Genomic DNA, 26332 nt, shown 5'->3' on the forward strand with positions numbered 1-26332 from the left:
TGCGGGCCGCTTTCTTCATTCCGCGGCAGGCTCCGGCAACTTCAGTCCGGGCGCAAGACGTGTCGCCTTGAACTCGGTGACATCGTAGTGAGCCAAGTTCTGCTGCGCGAACGGATCTTCCGCGATGATCGCGTCGAGCCGCTCACGCTCGATGGCCGACGCCAGAATGATGCCGCCTTCGCGCGGCACTTTCGGACCCGCGATCACGAAGACACCAGCGGCGAAGTAGCGCTGCAGATACTCGCGATGGGCTTCGAGCGCATCGTCGATTTCCGCAAGAGCGCCGGTATAACGCAGATTGATCATGTACATGATGGTGTCTCAGAAATCGGTCTGTAGCGATTCTAGACGTCAAAGCGCGAGCCGGATATCGACATGAACATTCTGTCTTTTCCGTCGCACCAAAGCCGTGCGAACATTCGTTTCCCGGTTGGCATCGACCGAGGGCGATGAATCCATCGCGGGCACTCAAGCGGCAATTTTGCAGCAACCTCGCATTGAAACAGGAACACCATGCAGCGCAGAAATTTGCTTAAAGCTCTTACCGTCGTCGCGGCGTCTGCCGCTTATTTCATTAGCGTCACCGCGCATGCCGATGACAAGGTCATCAAGGTCGGCACCATCAGCGGACCCGACGCGCAAATCTGGCAAGTCGTGCAGAAGGTCGCGAAGCGCGAAGGCCTCAACGTCAAGGTGATCGAGTTCAACGATTACGTTCAGCCGAACGCCGCACTCGATGCTGGCGACCTCGACGCCAACAGCTTCCAGCATCAGCCGTATCTCGACAGTCAGGTGAAGCAGCGCGGCTACAAGATCGTGAATGCGGGACTGACCTATATCTCGCCGCTTGGCGTGTATTCGAAGAAGCTGAAGTCGCTGAAGGATCTGCCGCAAGGCGCGAAGGTCGCGGTGCCGAACGATCCGTCGAACGAAAACCGAGCGCTTCTTTTGCTGCAAGCGCAGGGCGTGATCAAGCTCAAGGCCGGCGCTGGCATGAACGGAAACAGCGCGACGCCGCTGGATGTCGCCGAGAACCCGAAGAAGCTCAAGCTACTCGAACTCGACGCCGCGCAACTGCCACGCACGCTCGCAGACGTCGATGCCGCCGCCATCAATACGAACTTCGCGCTGGCGGCGGGCTTGCAGCCGACCAAGGACGCTATCGCGCTAGAGGACGTGCACAGCCCTTACGCGAACTTGATTGCCGTCCGCGCCAAGGACAAAGACCAGCCGTGGGTGAAGAAGCTGGTCGCGGCGTATCAGTCCGAAGACGTGCGCCAGTTCATGAAGAGCGAGTTCAAAGGCTCGGTTGTACCTTCGTTCTGATCGAGAACGTACGGTTTGCCAACGGCGTCCCTTGGGACGCCGTTTTGCTGTCCGACGCCTTGGGGACCGAGGGCTATGTCAGCACTCGGTCCACGCAAACATCTCGAAGCATTACCACGCCGATCACGTGCGTATCGCCTTCTTTCACATGGCGCGACGTGACTAAAATGCTCGCTGCCGTCTCTCTTCATCTGAAGCGACACGACGAGCGAGCGAAATCAGCCCTCAGTCCGCATAAACACGCCGAAGCTCGCGATGCCAGATCACACCCGAATCGCCATCCTGCTTCGCCGTGAAGCCAGTGCGTTTGAATAGCGCGCACAGGTCCTCATGCACCATTGGCATCCGGCAGATCACGTTATCGTAGCCCGCGCCATGCGCGAAGTTCGTACAGGCGGATACGAGTTGCACGCCCAAGCCCCGCCGACGCGCGCCCGGTTCGACGAACAACAACTCGATTCGCGCCTCTTTCTCCGACTGCGCGCTTAAGAGCGCCGCGCCGACGCGCGCGGCGCCTTCACGTTCCGCCACCCAGCAAGCAATGCGTGGCGTTCCACTCTGCACGGCGCCGAGAAAACGCGCGACGACTTTCGCCGAATAGGCTTCGTTGGAATGGGCCGCACGGTCGGATGATTCCAGATGCGCGTGACGCTCGACGATCCAGCCGAAGTCGCCACGGCGAGGGCTGCGCAAACGCGTGTTGTGGCCTTCGCCATGATGAGGACTGAGCAGCCGCTCGATGTCGATCATTGCATTGGATAACTGCTCGATCTCGCCGGGCGTGAGCCGACTGAGCAAAGTGGCCGCTTCGGCCGAGACATGCAGGTCGATCTCGTCGACCTTGGCTCGCGCGTCCGCTGTAATGGTGAGCAAATGTGCGCGGCCGTCGGATTCGTTCCTGCCGCGCACAATAAGCCCGAGCTTCTGGAAGTTGGTGAGCAGCCTGCTCAGGTAGCCTGTGTCCAGGCCCAGATTGCGCGATAAGTCGGCTGCGGTGCGTGCGCGATCGTGCGCAAGTTCGTGGAGGATGCGCACCTCCGTTAGGGAAAAGTGGCTTTTGTGAAGCCGCTCGTGCAAGGCGCCCGCATGGCGAGCGAAGAAGCGATTAAAGCGTCTGACGACGTCTACCGCTCGACTCGGATCTGAAGAGCCCATCGACTTTTATCTCTCTCAATAATCAGTTTTATTATTTAATTAGTTGCGATTCCGAACCAATTGCACCATTGTGCCAAAGAAAGAACGATCGTGCTATTGCCAATTGGCCTGATTTTAAGCGCCCGTCGATATGTAGACCATTTTGTAGTTTTGGGCTTGACATGAGGGTAAATCCCGATGGCTGTCGTCTCCAAGTTGTTCAAGTTATTGTTGTTATAAACCATTGATTTTGCGATGTTATTGCCTGTTGGCATCAAGTGACGCAGAAGGTTTGACTGGTATTATGTTGGTTATATAATGGGCTCCAATTCGAGGCCTGCAGGGAACTTCATGAATGGACGCTTACGGGAATTGACGCCCGACGCGTCGAGTCCCACACCGCTGTATCTGCAGCTCGCCACGCGTCTTGCTGCAGCTATTCAGCGCGGCGCCTGGAATGCAGGTGAGGCGTTGCCAGCGGAGCGCACGTTGTCGGAAGCGGTCGGGGTTTCGCGTATCACCGCGCGAAAGGCGTTGGCTTTGCTCGTCGAGCGCGGGCTCATTCGGCGAGTACGCGGCGCAGGCAGTTTCATCACGCCGCGCACGCAAGATCCACTGTCGGTGCTGACGGGCTTCACGAAGAAGATGGAACAGCGCGGTTTCGCACCTGACTCGGTGTGGCTCCGGCGTGACGTGCGCGTAGCGAGTCGCGATGAAACCGTCCGTCTCGGGCTCGCGCCGGGCGCATCGGTCGCGAGTCTCGGCAGACTTCGCCGCGCGAACGGCATCGTCATGGCGGTCGAACATTCGGCGTTACCGGTGTCCGTCGTTCCGGAGCCGTTCGAGATCGGCGCGTCGCTGTATTGCTATCTCGAAGCGCGCGGGCAGTCGGTGGTGCGCGCGTTGCAGCACTTTCGTGCGGTCAACGCCGGAGCCGAGATTGCGCGGCTGATGGGCATTGCTCCACGCGCGGCGCTGCTCGTGATCACCCGTATCGGCTACTCGGCGGAGCAGCGCGCCATCGAACTGACGGACACGTATTGCCGCGACGACTACTACGACTTCGTCGCGGAATTGCATCGATAAAAAGCGGGAAAGCAGAAGCAGCAAGATCAGAACGAGAGGACCCGAAAGCCGCCACCGCACGTTCGCCGGTCACACGGGGCCAGCGAACAGGCCTGCTCGCAGCAAGGCGCGGATGGCACTGAACCTCATCATGCATAGCGCACTTCCAGAGAACTTCATGCTGAAAGGAAACATACTCACGACCGATGGCTGGATCAACGGTTCGCTTCGCTTCGAAAACGGTCGGGTGACGGCGCTGGAAGGTCATATCGCCGATCCCTCCACGAACGACGCGCCGTATATCCTGCCCGGCTTCATCGACCTGCACGTGCATGGCGGCGGCGGGCGCGACATCATGGAAGGCGGCGACGCAGCCGATACCGTCGCGCGGCAACACGCCCAACACGGCACCACGGGCCTGCTCGCCACCACGATGACCGCGCCGCGCGACGAACTCCTGCAAGTTCTCGCGGGCTTGGGCGAGCAGGCGAAGCGCCGTGCCGCAAGCGGCGCGCGCGTGCTCGGCGTGCATCTCGAAGGGCCGTATATCAATCCCGGCAAGCTCGGCGCGCAGCCGGACGCCGCGGCCGTCGCGGTGCGCGATGAAGTGCTCGAATATCTGTCGCTCGCGCCCATTCGCGTCGTGACCATCGCGCCGGAAATCTCCGGGCATCTAGAGATCATTTCCGAACTCGCCTCGCGCGGCGTGCGCGTGCAGCTCGGTCATTCGCTCGGCACTTACGATGACGCCGTCAATGCGCTCAAGCACGGCGCGCGCGGTTTCACGCATCTCTTCAACGCGATGTCGCCGCTGCATCATCGCGATCCGGGCATGGTCGGCGCCGCGCTCGCGCACGCCGAGTACGCGGAACTGATCCCGGATTTGCTGCACGTTCATCCGGGCGCGATTCGCGCCGCGATGCGCGCAATTCCGCGCCTTTACGTCGTTACCGACAGCACCTCGGCGGCCGGCATGCCGGACGGCGAATACCGCCTTGGCAGCCAGCACGTCACCAAGTGCATGGGCGGCGTGCGTCTCGCGGACGGCACGCTCGCCGGCAGCACGCTGACCATGGATCAGGCGCTGCGCAATCTCGTCTCGCTGGGCATTCCGCTCGCGGACGTCTCGAACCGTTTGTCACGCTTTCCCGCCGATTACCTCGGACTCGAAGATCGCGGCCGCATCGCGCGTGGCGCATGGGCCGATCTCGTCGTGCTCGACCGGGAACTCGCGCTGAGCGCCACGTATGTCGAAGGAGAATCAATTGTCGAATATGCTTAACGAGGCCCTGGAGTCCGCCGACGTCGTCGCGGCCCAGCTCGCCGATACCTCGCGCATCGAAGCGCTCGCGGTCAAGCTCGCCGAGCAGCCGCGCCATGTCGCGCTCACCGTTGCGCGCGGCAGTTCGGACCACGCCGCCAGTTATTTCGCAAGCCTGACGATGAGCCGCATCGGCGTGCCGGTTGCTTCGCTGCCCATGTCCGTGGCGACGCTTCAACAAGCACCGCTGCGCGTGTCGGGCCAGCTCGCGGTCGCGTTCTCGCAGTCGGGCAAGAGCCCCGATCTCGTCGGCACGATGCAGGCGTTGCGCGATGCGGGCGCGTTCACCGTTGCTGCCGTCAATGTCGCGAACTCCCCGCTGGAAAAGGCGTGCGAGTGGTATCTGCCGCTTTTCGCCGGGCCGGAATTGTCGGTGGCGGCAACCAAGAGCTATATCGCCATGCTGTCGCTCTCGGCCATCGTCGTCGCGCATGTTCAACGCGATACCGAACTGCTCGACGCGCTCGAGTCGTTGCCGGACGCCTTGCGCGCGGCGGGCAAGCTCGACTGGACGCGTGCTGTGAACGAACTCACGAACGTCGATCGCATGATCGTGATCGGCCGTGGTCTCGGTCTCGCTATCGCGCAGGAAGCTGCGCTCAAGCTTAAGGAAACCTCCGGCATTCAGGCGGAAGCGTTCTCCAGCGCCGAAGTGCGTCATGGTCCGATGGAGATCATCGACAAGGACTATCCGCTGCTCGTGTTCGCCCCGCGCGGGCCGGAGCAGGCAGGCTTGATTCAACTGGCGGCCGACATGCGCGCACGCGGCGCACGCGTGCTGCTCGCGGCGCCTGCCGACGTGCCCGGCGCGGAATTGCCGCTCGTCGCCACTAATCACCCGGCGCTCGATCCGATCGCCGCAATCCTTTCGTTCTATGTGATGGCCGCGGGTCTGGCCGCCGCGCGCGGGCGCAATCCCGACGCGCCGCGCCACCTGAACAAGGTCACCGAAACCCACTAAGCGAGTAAGCCGATGCGTCGCGCCGAGGAGTCACTGTTGAATCATCCCATCGATAACCCGAACGACGTCGTGTTGCTCGCGCCGTTCACCGGCCCCGTCGTCCCGCTCGCCGACGTGCCGGACCCTGTGTTCGCGGAAGGCATGTTCGGCGACGGCATCGGCATCGATCCGCTCGATGGCGTGCTCGTCGCGCCTTGCGACGGGACGGTGACGCATTTGGCGCGCACGCATCACGCGGTCACATTGCGCACGCCGCACGGGGCGGAAATTCTCGTGCATATCGGCATCGATACGGTCGAATTGGGCGGCAAGGGCTTCGCGCCGATGATCGAGCAGGGCGCAACCGTGCGCGCGGGTCAGCCGCTCATCGAGTTCAATGCGGATTTCGTCGCGCAGCACGCGCCGAGTCTCGTCTCCGTTATTGCCGTCGCCAATGGCGATGCCTTCGAAGTCATCGAGCGTGCCGGTCGCGGCATGTTGAAGGCTGGCGCACGCATGCTCGTGCTGCGCGCGAAAGACGGCGCCAGGGCCGAAAGCGCGCGTTCGAGCGCGAACGTGACGGAAGAAGCGCGCCGCACGTTGACGCTCGGTCACGCGGGCGGTTTGCATGCGCGTCCGGCGGCGCGCGCGCGCGAAGCCGCACGCGGTTTCGATGCAAAGGTCGAGATCCGTTATCAAGGCCGCAAGGCGCCGGTGGAAAGCGTCGTCGGGTTGCTGGGTCTCGGCGCGGGCGAAGGCGCGACCGTCGAGCTGCTGGGTATCGGCGCGCAGGCGAAGGAAGCCGTCGAAGCCGTCGCGGCGGAATTGCTGCGCGCGGGTCAGGGCGAAGTCGAAGAGTCACCGGCACGCGCGAAATCGCCCGCGCCGGTCGTCGCTGCGAGCGCGGTCGCGCAACCGCTCGCGCCGAACACGCTTGCGGGCGTGTGCGCGGCGCCGGGCATCGCGGTCGGCGCACTGGTGCGCTGGGACGACAAGGAAATCGTGCCGCCTGAAGCGGCCACGCAATCGTCGGCGGCGGAAAGCCGTGCACTCGACCGCGCCATCTCGCAAGTCGATGCCGAACTCGACGAAACCGTACGCACCGCATCGCAACGCGGCGCGGTCGGCGAGGCGGGAATCTTCGCGGTGCATCGCGTGTTGCTGGAAGACCCGACGCTCGTCGATGCCGCGCGCGATCTCATCAGCCTCGGCAAGAGCGCGGGCTTCGCGTGGCGCGAGGCGATCCGCGCGCAAATCGCGCTCTTGAACAACGTGAAGGACGAACTGCTCGCCGAACGCGCCGCCGATCTGCGCGATATCGAGAAACGCGTGCTGCGCGCGCTCGGCCACACGAACACCGCCGCGCGCGAATTGCCCGCTGAAGCCGTGCTCGCGGCTGTCGAATTCACGCCTTCCGATTTGTCTTCGCTCGACCGCACGCGCGTGACCGCGCTCGTGATGTCGCGCGGCGGCGCCACCTCGCATGCGGCGATCATCGCGCGACAGGTGGGCATTCCGGCGCTCGTCGCCATCGGCGATGCACTGCACGCGATTCCCGAAGGCACGCAAGTGGTCGTGGACGCGTCGGCGGGACGTATCGAACATGCGCCGACCGAACTCGATGTCGAACGCGCGCGCAACGAACGCGATCGTCTTTTGAACGTGCGCGAGGCGAATCGCAAGATGTCGGGACAGGCCGCGACGACCCGCGACGGCCACGCCGTCGAAATCGCCGCGAACATCGCCACGCTCGAAGATGCGCAAGCCGCTGTCGAAAATGGCGCCGACGCGGTCGGCCTCCTGCGTACCGAATTGCTGTTCATTCATCGTCAGTCGGCGCCGACGCCCGGCGAACATGCGTCGAGCTATCAGGGAATCGTGGATGCGCTGCAGGGCCGCACCGCGATCATTCGCACGCTGGATGTCGGCGCGGATAAGGAAGTCGATTATCTGACGCTGCCGCCCGAGGAAAATCCGGCGCTCGGTCTGCGCGGCATTCGCCTCGCACAAGTGCGGCCCGATCTGCTCGACGATCAACTGCGTGGTCTGCTCGCCGTGAAGCCGCTCGGCGCGGTGCGCATTCTTCTGCCGATGGTCACCGACTCCGGCGAACTGCAACGCCTGCGGGTACGGATCGACGAACTGGCGCGCGAAGCGGGCCGCACGGAACCGATCGAAGTGGGCGTGATGATCGAAGTGCCGTCAGCGGCGCTGCTTGCCGATCAGCTCGCGAAATACGCGGATTTTCTGTCCATCGGCACCAACGACCTCACGCAGTACACGCTCGCGATGGACCGTTGCCAGCCCGATCTCGCCGCGCAGTCCGACGGCCTGCATCCGGCCGTGCTGCGGCTCATCAAGACGGCCGTGCAAGGCGCGCAAAAGCACGGAAAGTGGGTCGGCGTGTGCGGTGCGCTCGGTGGCGATCCGCTCGCGGTGCCGTTGCTGATCGGCCTCGGCGTGACGGAATTGTCGGTCGATCCGGTGGCGGTGCCGGGCATCAAGGCGCGCGTGCGTAATCTCGATTACCAGCTTTGCCGGCAGCGCGCGGAAGACGTGCTCGCGCTCGAATCCGCGCAGGCAGTAAGAGCGGCCAGCCTTGAAATCTGGCCGCAAGACTGACGAACGCAGTAATCCCCAAGCAGCAAAGACAAGACCTATATCTTTTGGAGAACCCCGATGGACGCTAACCCGTTTGCAAAGATGCAGCGCCTGGGCCGAGCCCTGATGCTGCCGATTGCCGTACTACCGGTAGCCGGCCTGCTATTGCGTCTAGGCCAGCCCGATGTCTTCAACATCAAGATGATCGCCGACGCGGGCGACGCCATCTTCACGAACCTGCCGCTTCTGTTCGCCATCGGCGTGGCGGTCGGTTTCGCGAAGGACAACAACGGCACGGCGGGTCTTGCCGGTGCCATCGGCTATCTCATCGAGATCGCCGTAATGAAGGACATCAACGACAAGCTCAACATGGGCGTGTTGTCGGGGATCGTCGCGGGCGTGGTCGCGGGCTATCTGTATAACCGCTACAAGGACATCAAGCTGCCGGAATATCTGGCGTTCTTCGGCGGCAAGCGTTTCGTGCCCATCGTCACGGGGGTCGCGTGTCTCGCGCTCGGCATCATATTCGGCTACATCTGGCAGCCGGTGCAGGCGGCTATCGACCTGGCCGGAACGTGGCTCACCACGGCGGGCGCGCTCGGCACTTTCGTCTTCGGCGTGCTGAACCGCATTCTGCTGGTGACGGGTCTGCATCACATCATCAACTCGCTCGCGTGGTTCGTGTTCGGCTCGTTTACGCCGCCGGATGGTGGCGCGGTCGTTCATGGCGATCTGCACCGCTTCTTTGCCGGCGATAAAACCGCGGGCGGCTTCATGACGGGCTTCTTCCCGATCATGATGTTCGGCCTTCCGGCCGCGTGTCTGGCGATGTTCCACGAAGCGCCGAAAGAGCGCCGCGCGGTCGTCGGCGGCCTGCTGTTTTCGATGGCGCTCACCGCGTTCCTGACGGGCGTGACCGAGCCGATCGAATACAGCTTCATGTTCCTGGCTCCGGTGCTGTACGCGATCCATGCGGTACTTACCGGCGTGTCGCTCGCGATCTGCTCGGCGCTCGGCATTCATCTGGGCTTCACGTTTTCGGCGGGTGCGATCGACTACGTGCTGAACTACGGTCTGTCGCAACGCGGCTGGATGGCAATTCCGCTCGGGCTCGTCTACGGCGTGATCTATTACGGCCTGTTCCGCTTCTTCATCCGCAAGTTCAACATGGCGACGCCGGGCCGCGAGCCGGCCACGACCGATGCCGAAACGTCCGCCACGCCGGTTGCAGGCGGCTACGGCACGCCGCTGCCGGGTGCAGCGAACACGCGCGCCGCGAAGTACATTGCGGCGCTGGGCGGCGCGTCGAACCTGACGCTCGTCGATGCCTGCACGACGCGTCTGCGTTTGTCGGTGGCGGATACGGAGAAGGTGTCGGAAACGCAGTTGAATAGCATCGGCGCGCGTGGCGTGCTCAAGCGGGGCGCGACGAACGTGCAGGTGATCATCGGACCGGAAGCGGACATCATCGCCGATGAAATTCGCGGTGAACTCGAACATTCGTCGACGCGCGGAGCGACGCCGGCTTCGTCCGCTCCGGCCGCTGCTTCGGTGGCTTCCGCGAACGTTGGCGCCTTCGATCAGACTGCCGGCCCGCTCGATCCCGATCCGCTGCGCTGGCTGGCGGTGTTCGGCGGCGCGACCAATGTCGTCACGCTCGATGCCGTCGCGCAAACGCGACTGCGCGTGGTCGTGCGCGATCCTTCGGCGGTGGATCGTCAGCGCCTGTCGACGCTGGATGTCGCGTGGGTTTCGGCGGATACGTTCCACATCGTCGTGGGCGCGGCCGCGCAGCGTTACGCGGCACAACTCGCGACGCGCGTGCCGGGAAGTGGCGGCGGGGCATCGCCGTTGCCGGCTTGATGCGGAATTCGGTCTGGTTTGATGAACGGCGCTTTCGGGCGCCGTTTTTATAGTGGGCGACGTTTAAGTCACTGCTGCCGTTACGGCACACCTCCGCCTAAAAACAAAAACCCGCTGTCCTTTCGGAACAGCGGGCTTCGAACTTACTTCAGCACCGAACTACGGTCATCGAACTACCGCGATATCACGCGTACTCGGCCAGCGCGGAACGCATCTTCTTCATCGCGCTCGCTTCGATCTGACGGATTCGCTCAGCCGATACGCCGAATTCGTCCGCCAGTTCGTGCAACGTCATGCCGCCCGAGCCGTCGTCCTGCACTTCGAGCCAGCGCGCTTCGACGATACGGCGGCTACGCGCATCCAGCGATTCAAGCGCGGAAGCCAGACCGTCGCTTTGCAACTTGTCGAACTGACGCGCGGCGATGACATTCGTCGGCTCGCTATGCGAGTCAGCCAGATAGGCGATCGGCGCATAGGCTTCCTCGCCATCTTCGACCTGGCCTTCGAGCGCGATATCTCCGCCCGACAGACGCGTTTCCATCTCGGCCACTTCCTCGCGCTTCACGTTCAACTGGCTTGCCAGACCTTCGATTTCCTCCGGTGTGAACGCCGAAGTGCCGGTCTTGTGGCTGCGCAGGTTGAAGAACAGCTTGCGTTGCGCCTTGGTCGTCGCGACCTTCACCATGCGCCAGTTGCGCAGGATGTACTCGTGAATCTCCGCCTTGATCCAGTGCATGGCGTACGACACGAGGCGTACGTTTTGTTCGGGATCGAAGCGCTTGACGGCCTTCATCAGACCGATATTGCCTTCTTGGATCAGGTCCGCGTGCGGCAGACCATAACCCAGGTAATTCCGGGCGATGGACACGACGAGGCGCAGGTGCGAAAGCACCAGTTGCCGCGCCGCATTCAGGTTGCCCTGTTCGCGGAATTCGGTGGCGTACTGACGCTCCTCTGCTTGCGAAAGCATTGGAATGCGGTTCACCGCTTGTATGTATGAATCGATGTTGCCGATCTGGCCGGTCAACATGGACGATTGTGCGTACGTCAGCGCGCCTGCCGAAGTTGCCTTGGCAGGTGCCGAGCTAAGAACATTCGGAAGGGTCATCGCATTGGACACGCTCATAAGCTCCTTATCAACAAATGCCTGTTGCCGCAAAGGCGCGGCAAGTCAGACATGATATTAGCACTCCGCTTCAACGAGTGCTAAGTGTTAGAGGGGAAACGAATGTGAGAGTTCCCACAAAGCTATCAACTTTGTGGATTCATAGCTGAGCACTGTATCCGAATCGTACCATTATTACCGATTCGTCACTTGAGATTGAATTAGTTACCTTACTTTGACGTAAGGAAGACAGGATATTCAAGCAAATTGGCTAATGGCAATCATTCGTGCAATTATGAGACGATGAATCTACAATGCGCGAAGCCCGCTTGGCGGCTCGACTCGTCAATCCCACAGATGGGGTGTCCATGCAGAAAAATAAAGGCCCTTGGCGTCATCTGTTGTCCCATGGCGCAATTGCCCTGTTGCTAGGAGTCACGTCGGCGGCAGCGCATGCCGACCGCTTTGGTTTGCAAATCGCGGGCGGCGTGGCCGATCGCGACATCAAAAAGGCGGATCTCGGCTTCGTATGGGACCCGAATCTGACCTGGTGGGAAATCGGCGGCTTCCATTTCACCTTGCTCGGCGAAGGTCACGTTGCCTACTGGCACTCGCAGGAAAGCAACGCCGTGCACCCGAACATCTGGGAATTCGGTGTGACGCCGGTTCTGCGCTTCGTGAAGAGTTCGGGATATATCCGGCCGTTCATTGAAGCGGGCGTCGGCGTGCGGCTTCTGTCGCATACGCGAATCACGACGGATTTCACGGTGTCGTCCGCGTTCCAGTTCGCGGATATGGTCGGCGTCGGTGCGATCTTCGGCGAGAAGCAGAACTATCAGGCGGGCTTCCGGTTTCAGCATCTGTCGAACGCCAGTATCAAAGAGCCGAATCCTGGTATAAATTTCAGCCAGCTATATCTGCAATACAACTTCTGACGGGGCGCCGGCGCATCGGTTTCTCGACACAAGGGGAACCGACAGATGCCGGCAAAATCCATGGAGGCCATTCGAGGCCTCGAGCGCGATCGCTTCCGGGCGATGGTCGACAGCGACGGCCCGGCTCTGGATGCGCTTCTGGCCGAGAACGTCAGCTACGTTCACACGAACGGCAAGCGCGAGACGAAGCGCCAGTTCATCGACGCGATCACCGCTGGTCGACGCCGCTATCGGCAGATCGAGATCCAGTCGCAGGACGTGATCGTCGCCGGCAAGGACACGTGCCTGGTCTCGGGACGGGCGCTGATCGAGATGGAATCGAAAAACGGCGCGCTGCTGTTTCCCATTGCCTACACCGCGGTTCACGTTCAGACCGACGGACAATGGCTGCTGCTAGCCTTGCAGGCGACGCGCGTGGCGCTGGAGTAGCCGCCGCGCGCGACGTCGAGGCATCAAGCCTCGACCGCTTCGTCTTGCCGCTCTGCCTGACGGCCCAATGGTTTCGACCGATTCACCGCACTGACGACCGCATCCACGACAGCCAACGCCGGATTCGCGTGCACCGCGACGCCGAAGCGCAACGGCTCGTCGCCGACGCGGCAGCCTACGAAGACGGCCGTATCGCCGCTCGCCGTTACCGCCGTTTCGAACCAGCTCACGTTTGCCGATACATCGAAACACGCCGCCACGGCTTGCGCGTAGACATCGCCGCTCGTCGCGCCTGATGCCGGCGGCACCGCGACGTTGCGCCCGAACACGGAGAGCGTCGCCGCATCGACGCGCGCGACCACGCCGCCCGCGTCGAAATATTCCTGCTTGAAGAGTGTGCAGATTGCGTCACCGGTGACTTCCTCGCCTGAGGTGTCCGCGAGTCTTTGCACGGCGTGGCTGAACTCGATCTGCACGCGGCGCGGCGGCGTGAAGCCGAGCCCGCGTTCGAGCAGATAAGTCGCGCCGCCCTTGCCGGACTGGCTGTTCACGCGGATCACGGCGTCGTAGCTGCGGCCGAGATCGGCGGGATCGATCGGCAAATACGGCACTTCCCAGACCGTGCCCGGCTGACGCTGCGCAAAACCCTTGCGGATGGCGTCCTGATGCGAGCCCGAAAACGCCGTAAAAACGAGATCGCCCGCATACGGATGACGCGGATGCACCGGCAACTGATTGCAGCGCTCGACGACGCGACGCACCGAGTCGATATCGGAGAAATCGAGGCCCGGATCGACGCCCTGCGTGTAGAGATTGAGCGCAAGCGTGACGAGATCGACGTTGCCCGTGCGCTCGCCGTTGCCGAAAAGACAACCTTCGACGCGTTCCGCGCCCGCGAGCACCGCGAGCTCCGCGGCCGCGACCGCCGTCCCGCGATCGTTATGCGGATGCACCGAAAGCACGATGCTGTCGCGATAACCGAGATTGCGGTCCATCCATTCGACCTGATCGGCGAATACGTTCGGCGTCGCGGCTTCCACGGTGGCCGGCAAATTGACGATCATCTTGTGATCGGGCGTCGGACGCCACATTTGCGCGACGGCGTCGCAGACTTCACGCGCGAACGGCAACTCCGTCATGCTGAAGGTCTCGGGCGAGTACTGGTAGGTCCAGCGCGTCTGCGGCCGTGCATCGGCGCATTCCTTGATGATGCGCGTGCCTTCCACCGCCAGCGCCTTAACTTCTTCCTGCGACTGATTGAACACGATGCGCCGGAACGATGGCGCGATCGCGTTGTACAAGTGCACGATCACCTTGCTCGCGCCCTCCGCTGCCTCGAACGTGCGCTCGATCAATTCGCGGCGCGATTGCACCAGCACTTCGATCGTCACGTCGTCCGGGATGCGCTTCTCGTCGATCAGCTTGCGCACGAAATCGAAATCCGTCTGCGATGCCGACGGAAACCCCACCTCGATTTCCTTGAAGCCCGTTGCCACCAGCATCTCGAAGAATTCGAGCTTTGCGGCGATGCTCATCGGCTCGATGAGCGACTGGTTGCCGTCGCGCAGATCGGTGCTCATCCAGATGGGCGCTTTTTCGATCGTGCGGTTCGGCCAGCGGCGGCCATTCAGGCGGACTTGCGGAAACGGGCGGTATTTCTCGGCGGGGTTCGGCATCATGATCGTCGATCTCTCTTCGGACAGTTTGCGTAGCGTCTGCAAGAGATGCCTTCACCGGCGGCTGGCCGGCAATGGCGCGATGCACGTGAGACAGCGCCTGGCGAGCGTACACGTTGCGTCCCGGCGATGGTGACGCCTGCGACCAACGTGAACGTGCGCGAAGCAGCGTGCATTTGACCCTCGCGTTTTCAGTTCGCAGGATGAGCGAGCCGAAAAGCTGACGACTACAAGTGGTAAGGAAGGAACTACGAGAACTACTGGCAGGACCGCGCGCCTTGACGACGCGAGGCGCTACGCCTGGCGATTTACGCTAGACGTAGCGATAGGGGCCGCGCTAGGCGGCCCGAAATAATTCGGAGGGAGGAAGACTGGGTGAGACGCATATTTGCACTCTAAACCACTGCTTAAGATCGTGTCAAATACGTGCTGAATCTTTTTGCAATCGGCACAAGCCGAATCCGGGGCACTCAGACCGGCTTTCGAACGATCCCGGCGATGACTTCCACCTGACGCGCGATGGCGGGCGGCACGGGCACGTCGCCGCGCATCACGCTTTCGATCCAGCGCGCGGTGATCGCGGCATCGAGCGACTCGGGCAAATCGATGGGCGGCGCATCCGGTTGCGAATGTTCGGGCGAAATCAGCGTTTCCGCGTGGCCGTCGTGGAACCAGTCGACCTGGACTTGCCGGCGCGTGTCTGCCACCGCTTCGCCTTCCGTGCCGCGCGCGAGCAGCGCACCGCCGGCAGCGGCGTCCGGATGCTCGGTGAAAAGCCCGGTCAGGCTCTCGCGATATTCCGGATGCGTGTAGTTCACGAGCCGCAAGCCCGGATCGGCGAACGGCTGAAGAATCTTTACGAGCGTATGCGTCGAATTGCGCACGCCCATCACGCGGCGCAGTTTCAAAAGGCGCGCGAGCTTCGGCGCGAGCGAGGCGATCGGCGCGAACGCGAGCCGGCGGGACGCGAGACTATCCTCGATTTCGTCGCGGGAAGCCGCGTGCGGAATGCCGAGTTCGCCGAAAATCGCGGCGCTCGTCACGCGGCCGGGATCGTCGACGACACCATGCACCAGCACCGGCACGCCTTCGCGCGCGAGCAAAAGCGACAGGAGCGGCGTGAGATTGGGCTGCTTGCGCGCGCCGTTGTAGCTTGGAATCGACACGGGCCGCGCATGCTCGCGGCCTTCCTGCACGTGCAGCGGCTCGAACGAGCGATGCGCGGCGGCAAGCATCGCGGCGAGTTCGGCTGATGTCTCGCCCTTCACGCGATAAGCGAGCAGCACGGCGCCGAGTTCGATATCGGACACGCGGCCGTCGAGCATGGCTTCGTAGAGCGCGTAGGTGTCGTCGCGAGACAATGCGCGCGCGCCGTTCGGCCCGCGGCCGATTTCCTTGATGTAGCGTGCGCAGGCAAAGTGGTTGGCGGGGGTTTCTGTCTCTGTCATTGGTGGCTTGCGCGGGCCGCAGGCTCGATGTTCAAGTTCGTGAGCGATGCGGCACGCGAGTTCGAAGGAGCGGGATAGACCTTCAGTATCGCATTTAAGCGATGCTGGCAAGTTGCCAACGCCGAATCCGTTCGCGCCGGTAAGCCCGCTGTCGGCTCGGCGAAAGCACGCAAATGCCCGCGAAAGCCCGCCAGACAAGCGCCGCCACGATTCGGCCTCGCGCGTTACACTCGCTCTCTCGCCGCGTGTTCGCACCGAACGAGGCGGCAACCCAGAAAACAGCAAAAGGAGAGCGGAATGAGTTACGTGTTTCCTCCGGCGCCCGCAGCGGCGGTGCCAGTCGACGGTTCGAGCGAGCAATTCCCGGTGCGCCGCATTTACTGCGTCGGCCGCAATTACGAAGCGCACGCGCGTGAAATGGGCCACGATCCCGACCGCGAACCGCCGTTCTTCTTCAGCAAGCCCGCCGATGCCGTGCTGTATGTCGCGCCGGGAGCCACGGGCGAGTTTCCGTATCCGTCGCAGACGAAAAACCTGCACTTCGAGATGGAACTCGTCGCCGCTATCGGCAAGCAGGGCAAGGACATTCCCGCCGACGAGGCGCTCGATTACGTCTACGGTTACGCGCTCGGCCTCGACATGACGCGTCGCGACTTGCAAGCCGAAGCGAAGAAAATGGGGCGCCCGTGGGATACCGCGAAGGGTTTCGACCGCTCCGCGCCCATCGGTCCGATTCATCCGGTATCGAAAGTCGGGCATCTGGAAAAAAGCGCGATCTGGCTGACCGTCAACGGCGAGGAAAAGCAGCGCTCCGACATCTCGCAGCTAATCTGGTCGGTCGGCGAGACGGTGGCTTACCTTTCCACGCTTTTCGAACTCTTCCCTGGCGATCTCATTTTCACCGGCACGCCCGAAGGCGTCGGCGCGGTGGTGAGGGGCGATCTGCTCAAGGGCGGCGTGGAAGGAATCGGCGATTTCTCCGTGCGCGTGGTTTGAGGCTCGCCCGTGAAGCTCTATAGCTACTTTCGCAGCTCGGCGGCGTATCGGGTGCGTATCGCGTTGAATCTGAAGGGGCTCGGCTACGAGTACGAGGGCGTTCATCTGCTGCGCGAAGGCGGTCAGCAACTGAAGCCCGAATACCGCGCGCTCAATCCGGACGGCATCGTGCCGACGCTCGTCGATGGCGCTGACGTGCTCACGCAGTCGCTCGCGATCATCGAGTATCTGGAGGAGACGCATCCGCAGCCGCCGCTGTTGCCCGAGCGCCCGGTGGATCGCGCGTTCGTGCGTTCGGTCGCGCTGCAGGTCGCGTGCGAGATTCATCCGCTCGACAATCTGCGCGTGCTCAAATACCTCAAGCACGCGGTGAAGACGCCTGATGACGTGAAGGACGCCTGGTACCGGCACTGGGTGGAGGCGGGGTTCGAATCGCTTGAGAGGCGGCTGGCGCGCGACGAGCGCGTCGGCGCGCTCACTTTCGGCGATACCCCGACCGTCGCCGATTTGTGCATCGTGCCGCAGGTGTTCAATGCGCGACGCTTCGGTATCGATCTGAATGCGTATCCGACGATCACGCGCATTGCCGATCACGCCGGCCAGATCGACGCGTTCGCGCGCGCCGCGCCTAGCCAGCAACCGGACGCCGAATGACGGCAGTGATTCCGGCGGGTGCGCTGTCGAGTTATCTGTCGGGCGCGGGTTTGGGCGCGAGTCTGATCGTCGCGATCGGCGCGCAGAACGCGTTCGTGTTGCGGCAGGGTCTGAAACGCCAGCACGTGGGAATTGTCGTGGCGATCTGCGCGGCTATCGACGTCATGTTGATCGGGCTTGGCATTGGCGGAATGGGCGCGCTGATCAGCGTGCACCGGTTCTACTCGACGTGATCCGCTGGGCGGGCGCGGCTTTCGTCTTTCTCTACGGCGTGCGGGCGTTTCTCGCGGCGTGGCGCGGGCCGGGACATTTGAATGCCTCGGAGCGCGATTCGCAGACGGCGGCTGGCGCGGCGGCAACGGTTTTTGCGTTGTCACTGCTCAATCCGCATGTTTATCTGGATACCGTGGTGCTGCTGGGCGGAATCGGCGCGCGCTATGCGTGGCCGGGAAACGCGTGGTTCGCGGCGGGCGCGATGTGTTCGTCGGTCGTCTGGTTCACGGCGCTAGGGTATGGCGCGCGGTTGCTAAAACCGTGGTTCGAGAAGGACGTGTCGTGGCGCGTGCTGGATGTGATCGTCGGCTGCGTGATGTGGTGGATTGCGGGGACGTTGGTGGTGGCGCGGTGAAGAGTCCAGCGCGCCATGAAGCAAGCCGACGCTAGAAGCGGCGTCCTTTGTCTATCCATTCCTGTGTCTTGATCATCGGGAGACGATATCTTGCACAGTTGAACGCTTCGAGGTGCTCGAGTTCTGTCCTGAGCATTCCGTTGAAAGCGGCCATATCGGTTTCGGATAAGCCTGCGCCTTCGACTGCCTGATTCAAGGTAGAACCGAAAAACACGATCTGTCGAATCGCTTCACCAAGCTGCTCACGATAGCGGGCTCTCAACGGGTCTGGGCCGCCCATGGACTCGACGATGACCTGATATTTATCGATCGAGCGGCGGTAGGTCCACTCGAACAAATCGATTGCCAAAGTGACGTCGAGTCGCTCGTAGACGCCTATCATCGCCAGCGCGTAATCGCTTTGCTCGACGTCGAGGAAGGACAAGGGTGCGCAATTCGACAACATGAGCGGCATATTTGCGCTCAGGCGACTAGTGCGCTTGTTCCCGTCGACGAAAGGCTGCAGATACGCGAGATTCACCCAAACGAAAAACGCTGCTTCCACAGGATTATGGATTCGAGTCGCTTTATCGATGATTTGCAAAAGCATCTCTTCGAGCAGCTTCGGCACCTGACTGGGCATGTACACCGACCCATGAATGCTAACGATCTTGCTTCGGATAGCACCGAGATCGGCTGCATCCGGCAGAAGATCGCGCATGAGCAGACTCTGCAAATTTCGAACGACAGGCACCGTCATGCCTTCGGTGGGAACCGCATCGACCATGAATTCGATCGCTTCCTTGTGATTCAAAAGCATGGTCGCGTCGCGGTCATCGGTTTCCGTTCGTCCCCTTTCGAACAGTTCTCGCGTATCTAGCAGGGTCTTCTGATTGCCTTCGAGTCGCGATGACGACCATGACAAGTCGATGAGCAGTTGTTCCAAAACTTTTCGCGCATATGTTCCGGCAGGCTGTTGATCCTGCGACTTGCCTTTTGAATACAGATCTTCGGCTAGAGCGGCGGGCAGTAGACCGCCGAAATTCGGCCGATAAGCATCGACAAATGAGCGTTGATAAGAGACAGGTTGTCGCATTCCCAGCGGAGCCGACAGCGCGGCAATCAGTTTGCGCGCTTCGTCATCCAACGCACGATAGCGTGTACCGGCAGGCCCGCGGAGCTCCTCTTGCACCTCGAACAACGACGAAGAATTGGTCGTTCGATAGATGGTCGACCTTCCCGCGCCTTGTCGCTCCAGTGAGCCTTGCGCGACCAGCCGGGCCAGAGCGCGGTTGACTGTCGGTCTGGACCACGGCCCGATGCTTGCCTCGATGACGCCAGCAGAAACACCGGGATCACCCGCCTCGATGCGTTGCGCTACGCACTGGACGATGGCTAGAAGAAGCGATTGGTCGATCATAAGGGCGCCGATGATAAGAATAGCTTAATCTTATCATCGGCTTGATAAGATTGATAAGATTAACGCCGATCTCATCGAATCTCATCAGCGCCACACCTCACCCCAACAACGCGTCCGCGAACTCCTCCGCGCTGAACGGCTGCAAATCCTCGACCTTTTCTCCAACGCCGATGAAATACACCGGAATCGGCCGCTGACGCGCGATAGCCGCGAGAATGCCGCCTTTCGCCGTGCCGTCCAGCTTGGTCACGATAAGACCCGTCAAGCCGAGCGCGTCGTCGAAAGCCTTCACTTGCGCGAGAGCGTTCTGTCCCGTGTTGGCATCGATCACGAGCAGCACTTCGTGGGGCGCGTCGGGCATCGCCTTGGCGATCACGCGGCGCACCTTGCGCAGTTCTTCCATCAAATGCAACTGCGTCGGCAGGCGGCCGGCGGTGTCGGCCATCATCACGTCGATCTTGCGCGCGCGGGCCGCGCCCACGGCGTCGAAGATGACGGCGGCCGCGTCGCCGCTTTCCTGCGCGATCACCATCACGTTGTTGCGCTCGCCCCAGACCGTGAGCTGTTCGCGCGCGGCGGCGCGGAACGTGTCCCCGGCGGCGAGCAGCACCGACTGATTGAAATGCTGCAGATGCTTCGCCAGCTTGCCGATGCTCGTCGTCTTGCCGACGCCGTTCACACCCGCGATCATCATCACGAGCGGTTGGGCGCGGCCGAGCATCAGCGACTTTTCGAGCGGACGCAGCAAGTCGATCAAGAGCACGCGCAGTGCGGCCTTCACTTGCGTGGCGTCCGTCAAACGCTCGGCGCGCACTTTTTCGCGCAAGGATTCAAGCAGATATTCGGTGGCATCGACGCCCGCGTCGGACATCAGAAGCGCGGTTTCGAGCTCCTCGTAGAGATCTTCGTCGATCTTCGCGCCGACGAAGATTCCCGTGAGGCTCGTGCTCGTCTTCGATAACCCATTGCGCAGACGCGCGAGCCAGGACTTGCGCGCGGCGGGATCGGGCTCGGGCGGCGGCATGATTTCCTCGCTCGCCTGATCGGTCTCGGGCGCGCGCAGCCATTGAGATTCGGTGCGGCCTTGCCAGTATTGCGTAGGCTCGGCGGCCGAAGGCGCCGGTGCTTGATGTGATGAAGTGTTTGCAGCTTCAGCCTGATGCGGCTTCGCGTTGCCGCCATGAACATGCTCGTCAGACGCCGCCGCGTCGCCGCGAATAGCTTGCGTGTTCGAGGCCGCCGCGTCTTCACCATGAACATGCTCGCCCGACGCCTCGTCCTCTAATGCAACCGAGGAACCGTCGTCGTCCGCTTCGAGGTTGTCCTCTTCCGGCGTGTCGAGCGGCTCGTCAGCCGGCTTTTTGAATCGTTTGAAGAAGCTGAACATGGTATGTGAGGAGAGCGCGCGTGCTTGCCGGTTCGCGTCTACGCGCCGATGCGCTCGCGTTTGCGCGGCTCGCGCTGAGATGTATAAGCCGCGTATTTTATCAGGCGCGGCCCGACGCGCCTGTGCGCCTCCCGGCACGACGCCGCGCTGTGGTAACGTGGGCGCTCACGGCCCGCGCCAGTCGCCGGGAACAGTCAAAACGCCCATCGGCCGGGCCGCGCGCCAGTCTCACTCAATCTCTTTTATGTCCCGTTCGTCCGACACTCGTCCGCATATTCTGGCCCGTTCCTCGGCCTCTTCGAGCCGCGCGTCATCGCGCAGCGGCAAGCCGCACACCATTCGCATCATCGGCGGAAACTGGAAGCGCACGCCGCTGCCCGTCCTCGATCTCGACGGTCTGAGACCCACGCCTGACCGTGTTCGCGAAACGCTCTTCAACTGGCTCGGCCAGGACCTGGATGGCCAGCGCTGTCTCGACCTGTTCGCCGGCAGCGGCGCGCTCGGTTTCGAAGCCGCGTCGCGCGGCGCGGCACGCGTGCTCATGGTCGAGCGTAGCGGCCGAGCGGTCGCGCAACTCAAAGCGAATCAGGCGCGGCTGGATGCGCGCAACATCGAGATCGCCGAAGCCGACGCGCTGCGTCTCGCCCGCAGTCTCGCGCCAGGCTCGTTCGATGTCGTGTTCCTCGATCCCCCTTTCGGCGATCAGGCTTTGCTCTTGCGCGCGCTTGAGATCGCCGCGCCGCTCGTCGCCGCGGATGGCGCGCTCTATGTCGAATGCGGCGATCCGCTGGAACCGTCGAGCATCGACGCTCTGGCGGGCTGGGAAATCACGCGCGAAGGGAAAGCGGGCATGGTTCGCTATCATTTGCTGCGCCGCCAAAATGATGAATAATGCGCGTTCCCCGATCTGGCGCGCCCGGCGCGTTCGGACGGGGGCGGGGAAAATGGGCCATCGCTGTCACGCGGTCCAAGGTAAATAAAAGAGGAGAAAGCTCATGGTTGTCGCCGTGTACCCGGGAACGTTCGACCCGCTGACGCGCGGGCATGAAGACATCGTCCGGCGCGCATCGAGCATTTTCGATACGCTGGTAGTCGGCGTGGCCGACAGTCGCGCGAAAAAGCCGTTTTTTTCGCTGCAGGAACGGCTGGATATCGCCCACGACGTGCTCGGGCATTATCCGAACGTCCAGGTAAGCAGTTTCACCGGGCTACTAAAAGATTTCGTGCGCAAGAACAACGCGCGCGTGATCGTGAGGGGCCTGCGCGCCGTATCGGATTTCGAGTACGAGTTTCAGATGGCCGGCATGAATCGCTATCTTTTGCCCGACGTCGAAACCATGTTCATGACGCCGTCGGACCAGTACCAGTTCATTTCGGGCACCATCGTGCGCGAGATCGCCCAGCTTGGCGGCGATGTGAGCAAGTTCGTGTTTCCATCGGTGGAGAAGCGGCTGACCGACAAGGTCGGCGTGGCCGCCCAGAAAGATCCTTCGGCGCCTTGAGCGCCGGGTCCGCGTATCAGCGCTCGCGCGATGCGCGGACTCCATGCCGGAACATCGCCGGCGCAAGAGAATGAAGCATCATGTCTTTGATCATTACCGACGAGTGCATCAACTGCGACGTGTGCGAGCCCGAGTGCCCGAACGACGCCATTTCGATGGGTACGGAGATCTACGTGATCGATCCGAACAAGTGCACGGAATGCGTCGGCCACTTCGATGAGCCGCAGTGTCAACAGGTGTGCCCCGTCGAATGCATTCCGCGCGACCCGGCGCACGTCGAGTCGCCGGAGCAGTTGATGGACAAATACCGCGCGTTGATGGCGACGAAAGGCGAGTAACCGCCTTATCTCTGTTCTTACGCGCTGGCGAGTTCGGTCAGTGCAGCGACGAGCGCATCGCATTCGTCTGGCGTGCCGACCGTTATCCGCAAATGCTGGTCGATGCGCGGCAGCTTGAAATGCCGCACGAAGATTTCCTTCGTTTGAAGCGCGGTGGCGAGCGCGAGCGCGTCGTGCGCGGGGTGTTTCGCGAAGACGAAATTCGCCGCCGACGGCACCACTTCAAATCCCAGCGCGCTCAATTGCGCCGTCAACTTGTCGCGACTCGTGACGACTTTGCCGCAACTCTCCTCGAACCACGCGCGGTCTTCATACGAAGCGAGCGCCGCTACTTGCGCGAGCCGGTCGAGCGGATACGAGTTGAAGCTGTCCTTCACGCGCGTTAGCGCTTCGATCAGGCTTGCATCGCCGAATGCGAAACCCACGCGCATGCCCGCAAGCGAACGCGCCTTCGAAGTCGTGTGCACGACGAGCAGATTGGGATAAGCATCGACCAGATTCACGGCCGATTCCGCGCCGAAATCCACGTACGCTTCGTCGATGATGACTGGCGCATCCGGATTCGCCTTCAGCAGCACCTCGATTTCGGAGAGCGGCAGGGCGCGGCCCGTCGGCGCGTTCGGGTTCGGCAACAGCACGCCGCCGCCTGGCGCGCGGTAATCGTCGGTATCGATACCGAAATCCGCGTTCAACGGGATCGCCTCGTATTCCACACCGTACAACTGGGCATAAACCGGATAGAAGCTGTACGTGATGTCGGGAAAACGAATCGGCCTGTCGTGTTTCAAGAGCGCCTGAAACGCGTGCGCGAGCACTTCGTCCGAACCGTTCCCCGCGAACACCTGCTCCACGCGCAAACCGTGATGCTTCGCCACCGCCTCACGCAACGCGCGCGCGGTCGGATCTGGGTACTTGCGCAGCGACGCGCCGTCCTTGCCGAGTTCGCGCGTAATCGCCTCGACCACGCGCGGCGACGGCGGATACGGATTCTCGTTGGTGTTGAGCTTGATGGGATGCGCCAGCGCGGGCTGTTCGCCCGGCACATAAGGCGTCAGTCGATGGACGATATCGCTCCAGAAACGGCTCACGGTCTGCTCCAGTGGAAGTCAGGGATTGCGATGCAGGTTCATCATCGCGCGTTCGTTTTCGCCCGCGACGACGAAGGGCATGACGGCGAGCGCGCGCTCGATCGACTGATCGATCACGTCCTGCTCTTCGCGGCGCGGCGGCTTCAGCACGAAATTGGCGACGTCCGGCTTCGCGCCCGCACGCGCGCCTTCGGGAATCAGATCACGCGGATGCCCGATGCCAATGCGCAGCCGCCAATATTGCTGCGACGACAGATGTGCGGAAATATCCTTGAGCCCGTTGTGGCCTCCGCTGCCGCCGCCGAGCTTCATCTTGACGGTGCCGGGCGGAAGATCGAGTTCGTCGTGTGCGACGAGAATCTCATCGGGAAGAATCTTGAAGAACTGCGCGACCGCAACCACCGATTGTCCCGAGCGGTTCATGAACGTCTGCGGTTCCAGCAAATGGATTTCATGCCCGTTCAGACGTCCGCGGCCATAGTGACCGTGAAAGCGGCGCTCGTCGCGCAGACTCGCGCCGGCGTCGCGCGCCAATTGGTCGACTAGCCAGAAGCCCGCGTTATGGCGCGTCGCGGTGTATTCGGCGCCCGGATTTCCCAGGCCAACGATCAGCTTGATCATGTCGAATCATCGCAGGCTAAGAAGCCTGCTCGTATCGTTTGGTGTTGATGCGAAAAAAAACCCGCCGAGGCTTGCGCGCCGGCGGGTCACGTCGACCGTTCTTGCGAACGGATCGAGAGGATAGCGATACTTCGCTAGCTGATGCGTTTTACTCAGCAGCCGGCGTTTCACCCGTGGCTTCGTCCGTCGAATCCGACACGACAGCAGCCGGAATGGTAGCCGATGCAACCACCGGGTTTTCCGCTTCGATCGCGATCGTCAGGCTCACGCCCTTCGGCAGCGGGATGTCCTTTGCGTGCATCGTCTGGCCGGCTTCGATGGTCGCCAGATCGATTTCCAGGAACTCGGGCAGGTCTGCCGGCAGGCATTCCACTTCCAGTTCCGTCACGACGTGCGAGATCACCGCGCCCGCGAGCTTCACGGCCGGGTTGGTCTCTTGATTCATGAAGTGCAGCGGCACCTTGGTGTGCAGCTTCTTGTTCGCGTCGACACGCTGGAAATCCACGTGCAGCACCAGTTGCTTGAACGGGTGATATTGCACGTCGCGCAGCAGAACTTGTTGCGAACCGCCAGCGACTTCCAGTTCCAAAATCGACGAATGGAAAACTTCCTTCTTCAGCGCGTGCCACAGGGCGTTGTGGTCCAGTTCGACCAGTTGAACGTCCTTGTCCGCACCGTACACAATAGCCGGGGTCTTGCCCGAATTGCGCAGGCGGCGGCTCGCACCCGTACCTTGCTTGCTACGCTCGAAAGCGACGACTTTCATTTGAAACTCCTATATCTGCCCGCGACCAGGCAGTGAAAATCGGGATCAACGAAAATGCGCTGATCCCACAACAACGGCAAGAACCTTCGTTCGTTCCTGCCGATCATGCAAAAACGCGAAGCTCGTGCTCCGCGTTCCTTGCTAATTCTTGCTCAACCTTCCGCGAAAAGCGACATGACCGAGTCGCCGCGCCGGATTCGGGAGAACGTCTCGGCGAGCAGACCCGCGCTCGACAGCGGACGAATCTTCGGGCACGCGAGCGACTCCGCCGACAACGGAATGGTGTCCGTCACCACGAGTTCGTCCAATTGCGACGCCGCGATACGCTCCGCCGCGCCACCCGACAGCACCGGATGCGTGGCATATGCGAAAACTTGAGTCGCGCCGCGATCTTTCAGCACTTGCGCTGCCTTGCAGAGCGTGCCGGCGGTGTCGACCATGTCGTCCATGATGACGCAGGTACGGCCTTCCACTTCGCCGATCACGTTCATCACTTCGGCGACATTCGCTTTCGGACGACGCTTGTCGATGATCGCGAGATCCGTGTTCAACTGCTTGGCGAGTGCACGTGCGCGCACCACGCCGCCGACGTCCGGCGATACAACTAGCAGATGATCGTGATTTTGCTTACGCAGATCGCCGAGCAAAACGGGCGTGGCGTAAATGTTGTCGACGGGGATGTCGAAGAAACCTTGAATCTGGTCGGCGTGAAGGTCCATGGTGATCACGCGATCGACGCCGGCAATTTCCAGCATGTTCGCGACGACCTTCGCCGAGATGGCCACTCGCGCGGAACGCGGACGGCGGTCCTGACGCGCATAGCCGAAGTAGGGGATGGCTGCGGTGATCCGGCCTGCTGATGCGCGCTTGAGCGCATCGACCATGATCATGAGTTCCATCAGGGTGTCGTTCGTCGGTGCGCAGGTGGACTGCAGAACGAATACGTCTTTACCTCGAACGTTTTCCTGAATCTCGACCATGATTTCGCCGTCGGAGAAACGGCTGACCATCGCTTTGCCGAGAGGAATTCCAAGGATCTTGACGACTTCCTGTGCAAGCGCGGGATTTGCGTTGCCAGTAAATACCATCAGGCCGTCACTGCTCATCGTG

The 26332-nt window shown here is 62.0% G+C and carries 24 protein-coding genes and 1 pseudogene; 14 read left to right on the forward strand and 11 right to left on the reverse strand.

What is annotated here, in order from left to right:
* Window positions 1–15: 15 nt before the first annotated feature.
* Window positions 16–312 carry a YciI family protein gene (locus QCE79_RS01100; protein ID WP_244826889.1) on the reverse strand — a complete coding sequence of 99 codons (297 nt, stop codon included), beginning with the start codon at window positions 310–312 and terminating at the stop codon, window positions 16–18.
* A 201-nt stretch (window positions 313–513) separates the two neighbouring features.
* Here QCE79_RS01100 and QCE79_RS01105 point away from each other — a divergent pair, with 201 nt between their 5' ends.
* Window positions 514–1326 carry a MetQ/NlpA family ABC transporter substrate-binding protein gene (locus QCE79_RS01105; protein ID WP_309841234.1) on the forward strand — a complete coding sequence of 271 codons (813 nt, stop codon included), beginning with the start codon at window positions 514–516 and terminating at the stop codon, window positions 1324–1326.
* A 225-nt stretch (window positions 1327–1551) separates the two neighbouring features.
* Here QCE79_RS01105 and QCE79_RS01110 read toward each other — a convergent pair whose 3' ends face one another.
* Complete coding sequence (locus QCE79_RS01110; protein WP_404988821.1) at window positions 1552–2481, reverse strand: GNAT family N-acetyltransferase; 930 nt, start codon at window positions 2479–2481, stop codon at window positions 1552–1554.
* A gap of 330 nt (window positions 2482–2811) precedes the next feature.
* On the opposite strand from QCE79_RS01110, the gene QCE79_RS01115 reads away from it, so the two are divergent.
* The 5 genes from QCE79_RS01115 (at window position 2812) to nagE (ending at window position 10250) form a co-directional block, all read left to right on the forward strand.
* Window positions 2812–3546, forward strand: coding sequence for a GntR family transcriptional regulator (locus QCE79_RS01115; protein ID WP_309841236.1), 735 nt, complete (start codon window positions 2812–2814; stop codon window positions 3544–3546).
* 157 nt (window positions 3547–3703) lie between these two features.
* On the forward strand, window positions 3704–4807 hold the full coding sequence (nagA, locus tag QCE79_RS01120; protein ID WP_244826893.1) for an N-acetylglucosamine-6-phosphate deacetylase: 1104 nt from the start codon (window positions 3704–3706) through the stop codon (window positions 4805–4807).
* Window positions 4800–5807 (forward strand): SIS domain-containing protein, encoded by a 1008-nt coding sequence (locus QCE79_RS01125; RefSeq protein ID WP_244827954.1) that lies wholly within the window; start codon window positions 4800–4802, stop codon window positions 5805–5807. The genes nagA and QCE79_RS01125 overlap by 8 nt, the downstream gene beginning before the upstream one ends.
* 12 nt (window positions 5808–5819) lie before the next feature.
* The gene (gene ptsP, locus QCE79_RS01130) at window positions 5820–8408 is read left to right on the forward strand and encodes a phosphoenolpyruvate--protein phosphotransferase (RefSeq protein WP_309841239.1); all 2589 of its coding nucleotides are present in this window, start codon (window positions 5820–5822) and stop codon (window positions 8406–8408) included.
* Between the two features lie 57 nt (window positions 8409–8465).
* Complete coding sequence (nagE, locus tag QCE79_RS01135) at window positions 8466–10250, forward strand: N-acetylglucosamine-specific PTS transporter subunit IIBC (RefSeq protein ID WP_309841241.1); 1785 nt, start codon at window positions 8466–8468, stop codon at window positions 10248–10250.
* A gap of 184 nt (window positions 10251–10434) precedes the next feature.
* Here the strand turns inward: nagE and rpoH are convergent, their stop codons facing one another.
* A complete protein-coding gene (rpoH, locus tag QCE79_RS01140) occupies window positions 10435–11370 on the reverse strand; it encodes an RNA polymerase sigma factor RpoH (protein ID WP_244827955.1) in 936 nt (311 codons plus the stop codon).
* Window positions 11371–11723: 353 nt separating this feature from the next.
* On the opposite strand from rpoH, the gene QCE79_RS01145 reads away from it, so the two are divergent.
* On the forward strand, window positions 11724–12290 hold the full coding sequence (locus QCE79_RS01145; RefSeq protein ID WP_284502949.1) for an acyloxyacyl hydrolase: 567 nt from the start codon (window positions 11724–11726) through the stop codon (window positions 12288–12290).
* Window positions 12291–12335: 45 nt separating this feature from the next.
* The gene (locus QCE79_RS01150) at window positions 12336–12719 is read left to right on the forward strand and encodes a nuclear transport factor 2 family protein (RefSeq protein WP_250508523.1); all 384 of its coding nucleotides are present in this window, start codon (window positions 12336–12338) and stop codon (window positions 12717–12719) included.
* 23 nt (window positions 12720–12742) lie between these two features.
* Here QCE79_RS01150 and leuA read toward each other — a convergent pair whose 3' ends face one another.
* Entirely contained in the window at window positions 12743–14398 is a 1656-nt protein-coding gene (gene leuA, locus QCE79_RS01155) for a 2-isopropylmalate synthase (protein WP_244826898.1), read from the reverse strand.
* 467 nt (window positions 14399–14865) lie between these two features.
* Entirely contained in the window at window positions 14866–15843 is a 978-nt protein-coding gene (gene ybiB, locus QCE79_RS01160; protein ID WP_244826899.1) for a DNA-binding protein YbiB, read from the reverse strand.
* Window positions 15844–16140: 297 nt separating this feature from the next.
* Between ybiB and QCE79_RS01165 the strand changes: the two genes are divergently transcribed.
* The 3 genes and pseudogenes from QCE79_RS01165 (at window position 16141) to QCE79_RS01175 (ending at window position 18121) form a co-directional block, all read left to right on the forward strand.
* The gene (locus tag QCE79_RS01165; protein ID WP_309841248.1) at window positions 16141–16839 is read left to right on the forward strand and encodes a fumarylacetoacetate hydrolase family protein; all 699 of its coding nucleotides are present in this window, start codon (window positions 16141–16143) and stop codon (window positions 16837–16839) included.
* Between the two features lie 9 nt (window positions 16840–16848).
* Entirely contained in the window at window positions 16849–17493 is a 645-nt protein-coding gene (maiA, locus tag QCE79_RS01170) for a maleylacetoacetate isomerase (RefSeq protein ID WP_309841250.1), read from the forward strand.
* Window positions 17490–18121 (forward strand): annotated as a pseudogene (locus QCE79_RS01175) (LysE/ArgO family amino acid transporter). The gene maiA and the pseudogene QCE79_RS01175 overlap by 4 nt, the downstream one beginning before the upstream one ends.
* 31 nt (window positions 18122–18152) lie before the next feature.
* Here the strand turns inward: QCE79_RS01175 and QCE79_RS01180 are convergent.
* Window positions 18153–19520, reverse strand: a complete 1368-nt coding sequence (locus tag QCE79_RS01180) for a Fic family protein (protein ID WP_309841252.1) — start codon at window positions 19518–19520, stop codon at window positions 18153–18155.
* A 97-nt stretch (window positions 19521–19617) separates the two neighbouring features.
* Window positions 19618–20907: a signal recognition particle-docking protein FtsY gene (gene ftsY / locus QCE79_RS01185; RefSeq protein ID WP_309841254.1), complete on the reverse strand. Its 1290-nt coding sequence runs from the start codon at window positions 20905–20907 to the stop codon at window positions 19618–19620.
* 277 nt (window positions 20908–21184) lie between these two features.
* On the opposite strand from ftsY, the gene rsmD reads away from it, so the two are divergent.
* From rsmD to QCE79_RS01200, 3 genes are all read left to right on the forward strand, one after another.
* Window positions 21185–21799: a 16S rRNA (guanine(966)-N(2))-methyltransferase RsmD gene (rsmD, locus tag QCE79_RS01190; RefSeq protein WP_309845114.1), complete on the forward strand. Its 615-nt coding sequence runs from the start codon at window positions 21185–21187 to the stop codon at window positions 21797–21799.
* 103 nt (window positions 21800–21902) lie between these two features.
* Window positions 21903–22409: a pantetheine-phosphate adenylyltransferase gene (coaD, locus tag QCE79_RS01195; RefSeq protein WP_244826906.1), complete on the forward strand. Its 507-nt coding sequence runs from the start codon at window positions 21903–21905 to the stop codon at window positions 22407–22409.
* An 80-nt stretch (window positions 22410–22489) separates the two neighbouring features.
* Complete coding sequence (locus tag QCE79_RS01200; protein ID WP_244826907.1) at window positions 22490–22747, forward strand: YfhL family 4Fe-4S dicluster ferredoxin; 258 nt, start codon at window positions 22490–22492, stop codon at window positions 22745–22747.
* A gap of 17 nt (window positions 22748–22764) precedes the next feature.
* Here the strand turns inward: QCE79_RS01200 and hisC are convergent, their stop codons facing one another.
* The 4 genes from hisC to QCE79_RS01220 form a co-directional block, all read right to left on the reverse strand.
* The gene (gene hisC / locus QCE79_RS01205) at window positions 22765–23835 is read right to left on the reverse strand and encodes a histidinol-phosphate transaminase (RefSeq protein WP_309841256.1); all 1071 of its coding nucleotides are present in this window, start codon (window positions 23833–23835) and stop codon (window positions 22765–22767) included.
* Between the two features lie 18 nt (window positions 23836–23853).
* Window positions 23854–24456, reverse strand: coding sequence for an aminoacyl-tRNA hydrolase (gene pth / locus QCE79_RS01210; protein WP_244826909.1), 603 nt, complete (start codon window positions 24454–24456; stop codon window positions 23854–23856).
* Window positions 24457–24604: 148 nt separating this feature from the next.
* A complete protein-coding gene (locus tag QCE79_RS01215; RefSeq protein WP_244826910.1) occupies window positions 24605–25222 on the reverse strand; it encodes a 50S ribosomal protein L25/general stress protein Ctc in 618 nt (205 codons plus the stop codon).
* 152 nt (window positions 25223–25374) lie between these two features.
* Complete coding sequence (locus tag QCE79_RS01220; protein ID WP_244826911.1) at window positions 25375–26328, reverse strand: ribose-phosphate pyrophosphokinase; 954 nt, start codon at window positions 26326–26328, stop codon at window positions 25375–25377.
* Window positions 26329–26332 lie beyond the last annotated feature (4 nt).

Origin of the sequence: Caballeronia sp. LZ003, assembly GCF_031451465.1 — a bacterium.
Lineage (GTDB): Bacteria > Pseudomonadota > Gammaproteobacteria > Burkholderiales > Burkholderiaceae > Caballeronia.

Bases quoted from the DNA above. Each gene is read 5' to 3' on its own strand.
- QCE79_RS01100 (WP_244826889.1), bottom strand. From the start codon at position 312: ATGTACATGATCAATCTGCGTTATACCGGCGCTCTTGCGGAAATCGAC.
- QCE79_RS01105 (WP_309841234.1), top strand. From the start codon at position 514: ATGCAGCGCAGAAATTTGCTTAAAGCTCTTACCGTCGTCGCGGCGTCT.
- QCE79_RS01110 (WP_404988821.1), bottom strand. From the start codon at position 2,481: ATGGGCTCTTCAGATCCGAGTCGAGCGGTAGACGTCGTCAGACGCTTT.
- QCE79_RS01115 (WP_309841236.1), top strand. From the start codon at position 2,812: ATGAATGGACGCTTACGGGAATTGACGCCCGACGCGTCGAGTCCCACA.
- nagA (WP_244826893.1), top strand. From the start codon at position 3,704: ATGCTGAAAGGAAACATACTCACGACCGATGGCTGGATCAACGGTTCG.
- QCE79_RS01125 (WP_244827954.1), top strand. From the start codon at position 4,800: ATGCTTAACGAGGCCCTGGAGTCCGCCGACGTCGTCGCGGCCCAGCTC.
- ptsP (WP_309841239.1), top strand. From the start codon at position 5,820: ATGCGTCGCGCCGAGGAGTCACTGTTGAATCATCCCATCGATAACCCG.
- nagE (WP_309841241.1), top strand. From the start codon at position 8,466: ATGGACGCTAACCCGTTTGCAAAGATGCAGCGCCTGGGCCGAGCCCTG.
- QCE79_RS01145 (WP_284502949.1), top strand. From the start codon at position 11,724: ATGCAGAAAAATAAAGGCCCTTGGCGTCATCTGTTGTCCCATGGCGCA.
- QCE79_RS01150 (WP_250508523.1), top strand. From the start codon at position 12,336: ATGCCGGCAAAATCCATGGAGGCCATTCGAGGCCTCGAGCGCGATCGC.
- leuA (WP_244826898.1), bottom strand. From the start codon at position 14,398: ATGATGCCGAACCCCGCCGAGAAATACCGCCCGTTTCCGCAAGTCCGC.
- ybiB (WP_244826899.1), bottom strand. From the start codon at position 15,843: ATGACAGAGACAGAAACCCCCGCCAACCACTTTGCCTGCGCACGCTAC.
- QCE79_RS01165 (WP_309841248.1), top strand. From the start codon at position 16,141: ATGAGTTACGTGTTTCCTCCGGCGCCCGCAGCGGCGGTGCCAGTCGAC.
- QCE79_RS01180 (WP_309841252.1), bottom strand. From the start codon at position 19,520: ATGATCGACCAATCGCTTCTTCTAGCCATCGTCCAGTGCGTAGCGCAA.
- ftsY (WP_309841254.1), bottom strand. From the start codon at position 20,907: ATGTTCAGCTTCTTCAAACGATTCAAAAAGCCGGCTGACGAGCCGCTC.
- coaD (WP_244826906.1), top strand. From the start codon at position 21,903: ATGGTTGTCGCCGTGTACCCGGGAACGTTCGACCCGCTGACGCGCGGG.
- QCE79_RS01200 (WP_244826907.1), top strand. From the start codon at position 22,490: ATGTCTTTGATCATTACCGACGAGTGCATCAACTGCGACGTGTGCGAG.
- pth (WP_244826909.1), bottom strand. From the start codon at position 24,456: ATGATCAAGCTGATCGTTGGCCTGGGAAATCCGGGCGCCGAATACACC.
- QCE79_RS01215 (WP_244826910.1), bottom strand. From the start codon at position 25,222: ATGAAAGTCGTCGCTTTCGAGCGTAGCAAGCAAGGTACGGGTGCGAGC.
- QCE79_RS01220 (WP_244826911.1), bottom strand. From the start codon at position 26,328: ATGAGCAGTGACGGCCTGATGGTATTTACTGGCAACGCAAATCCCGCG.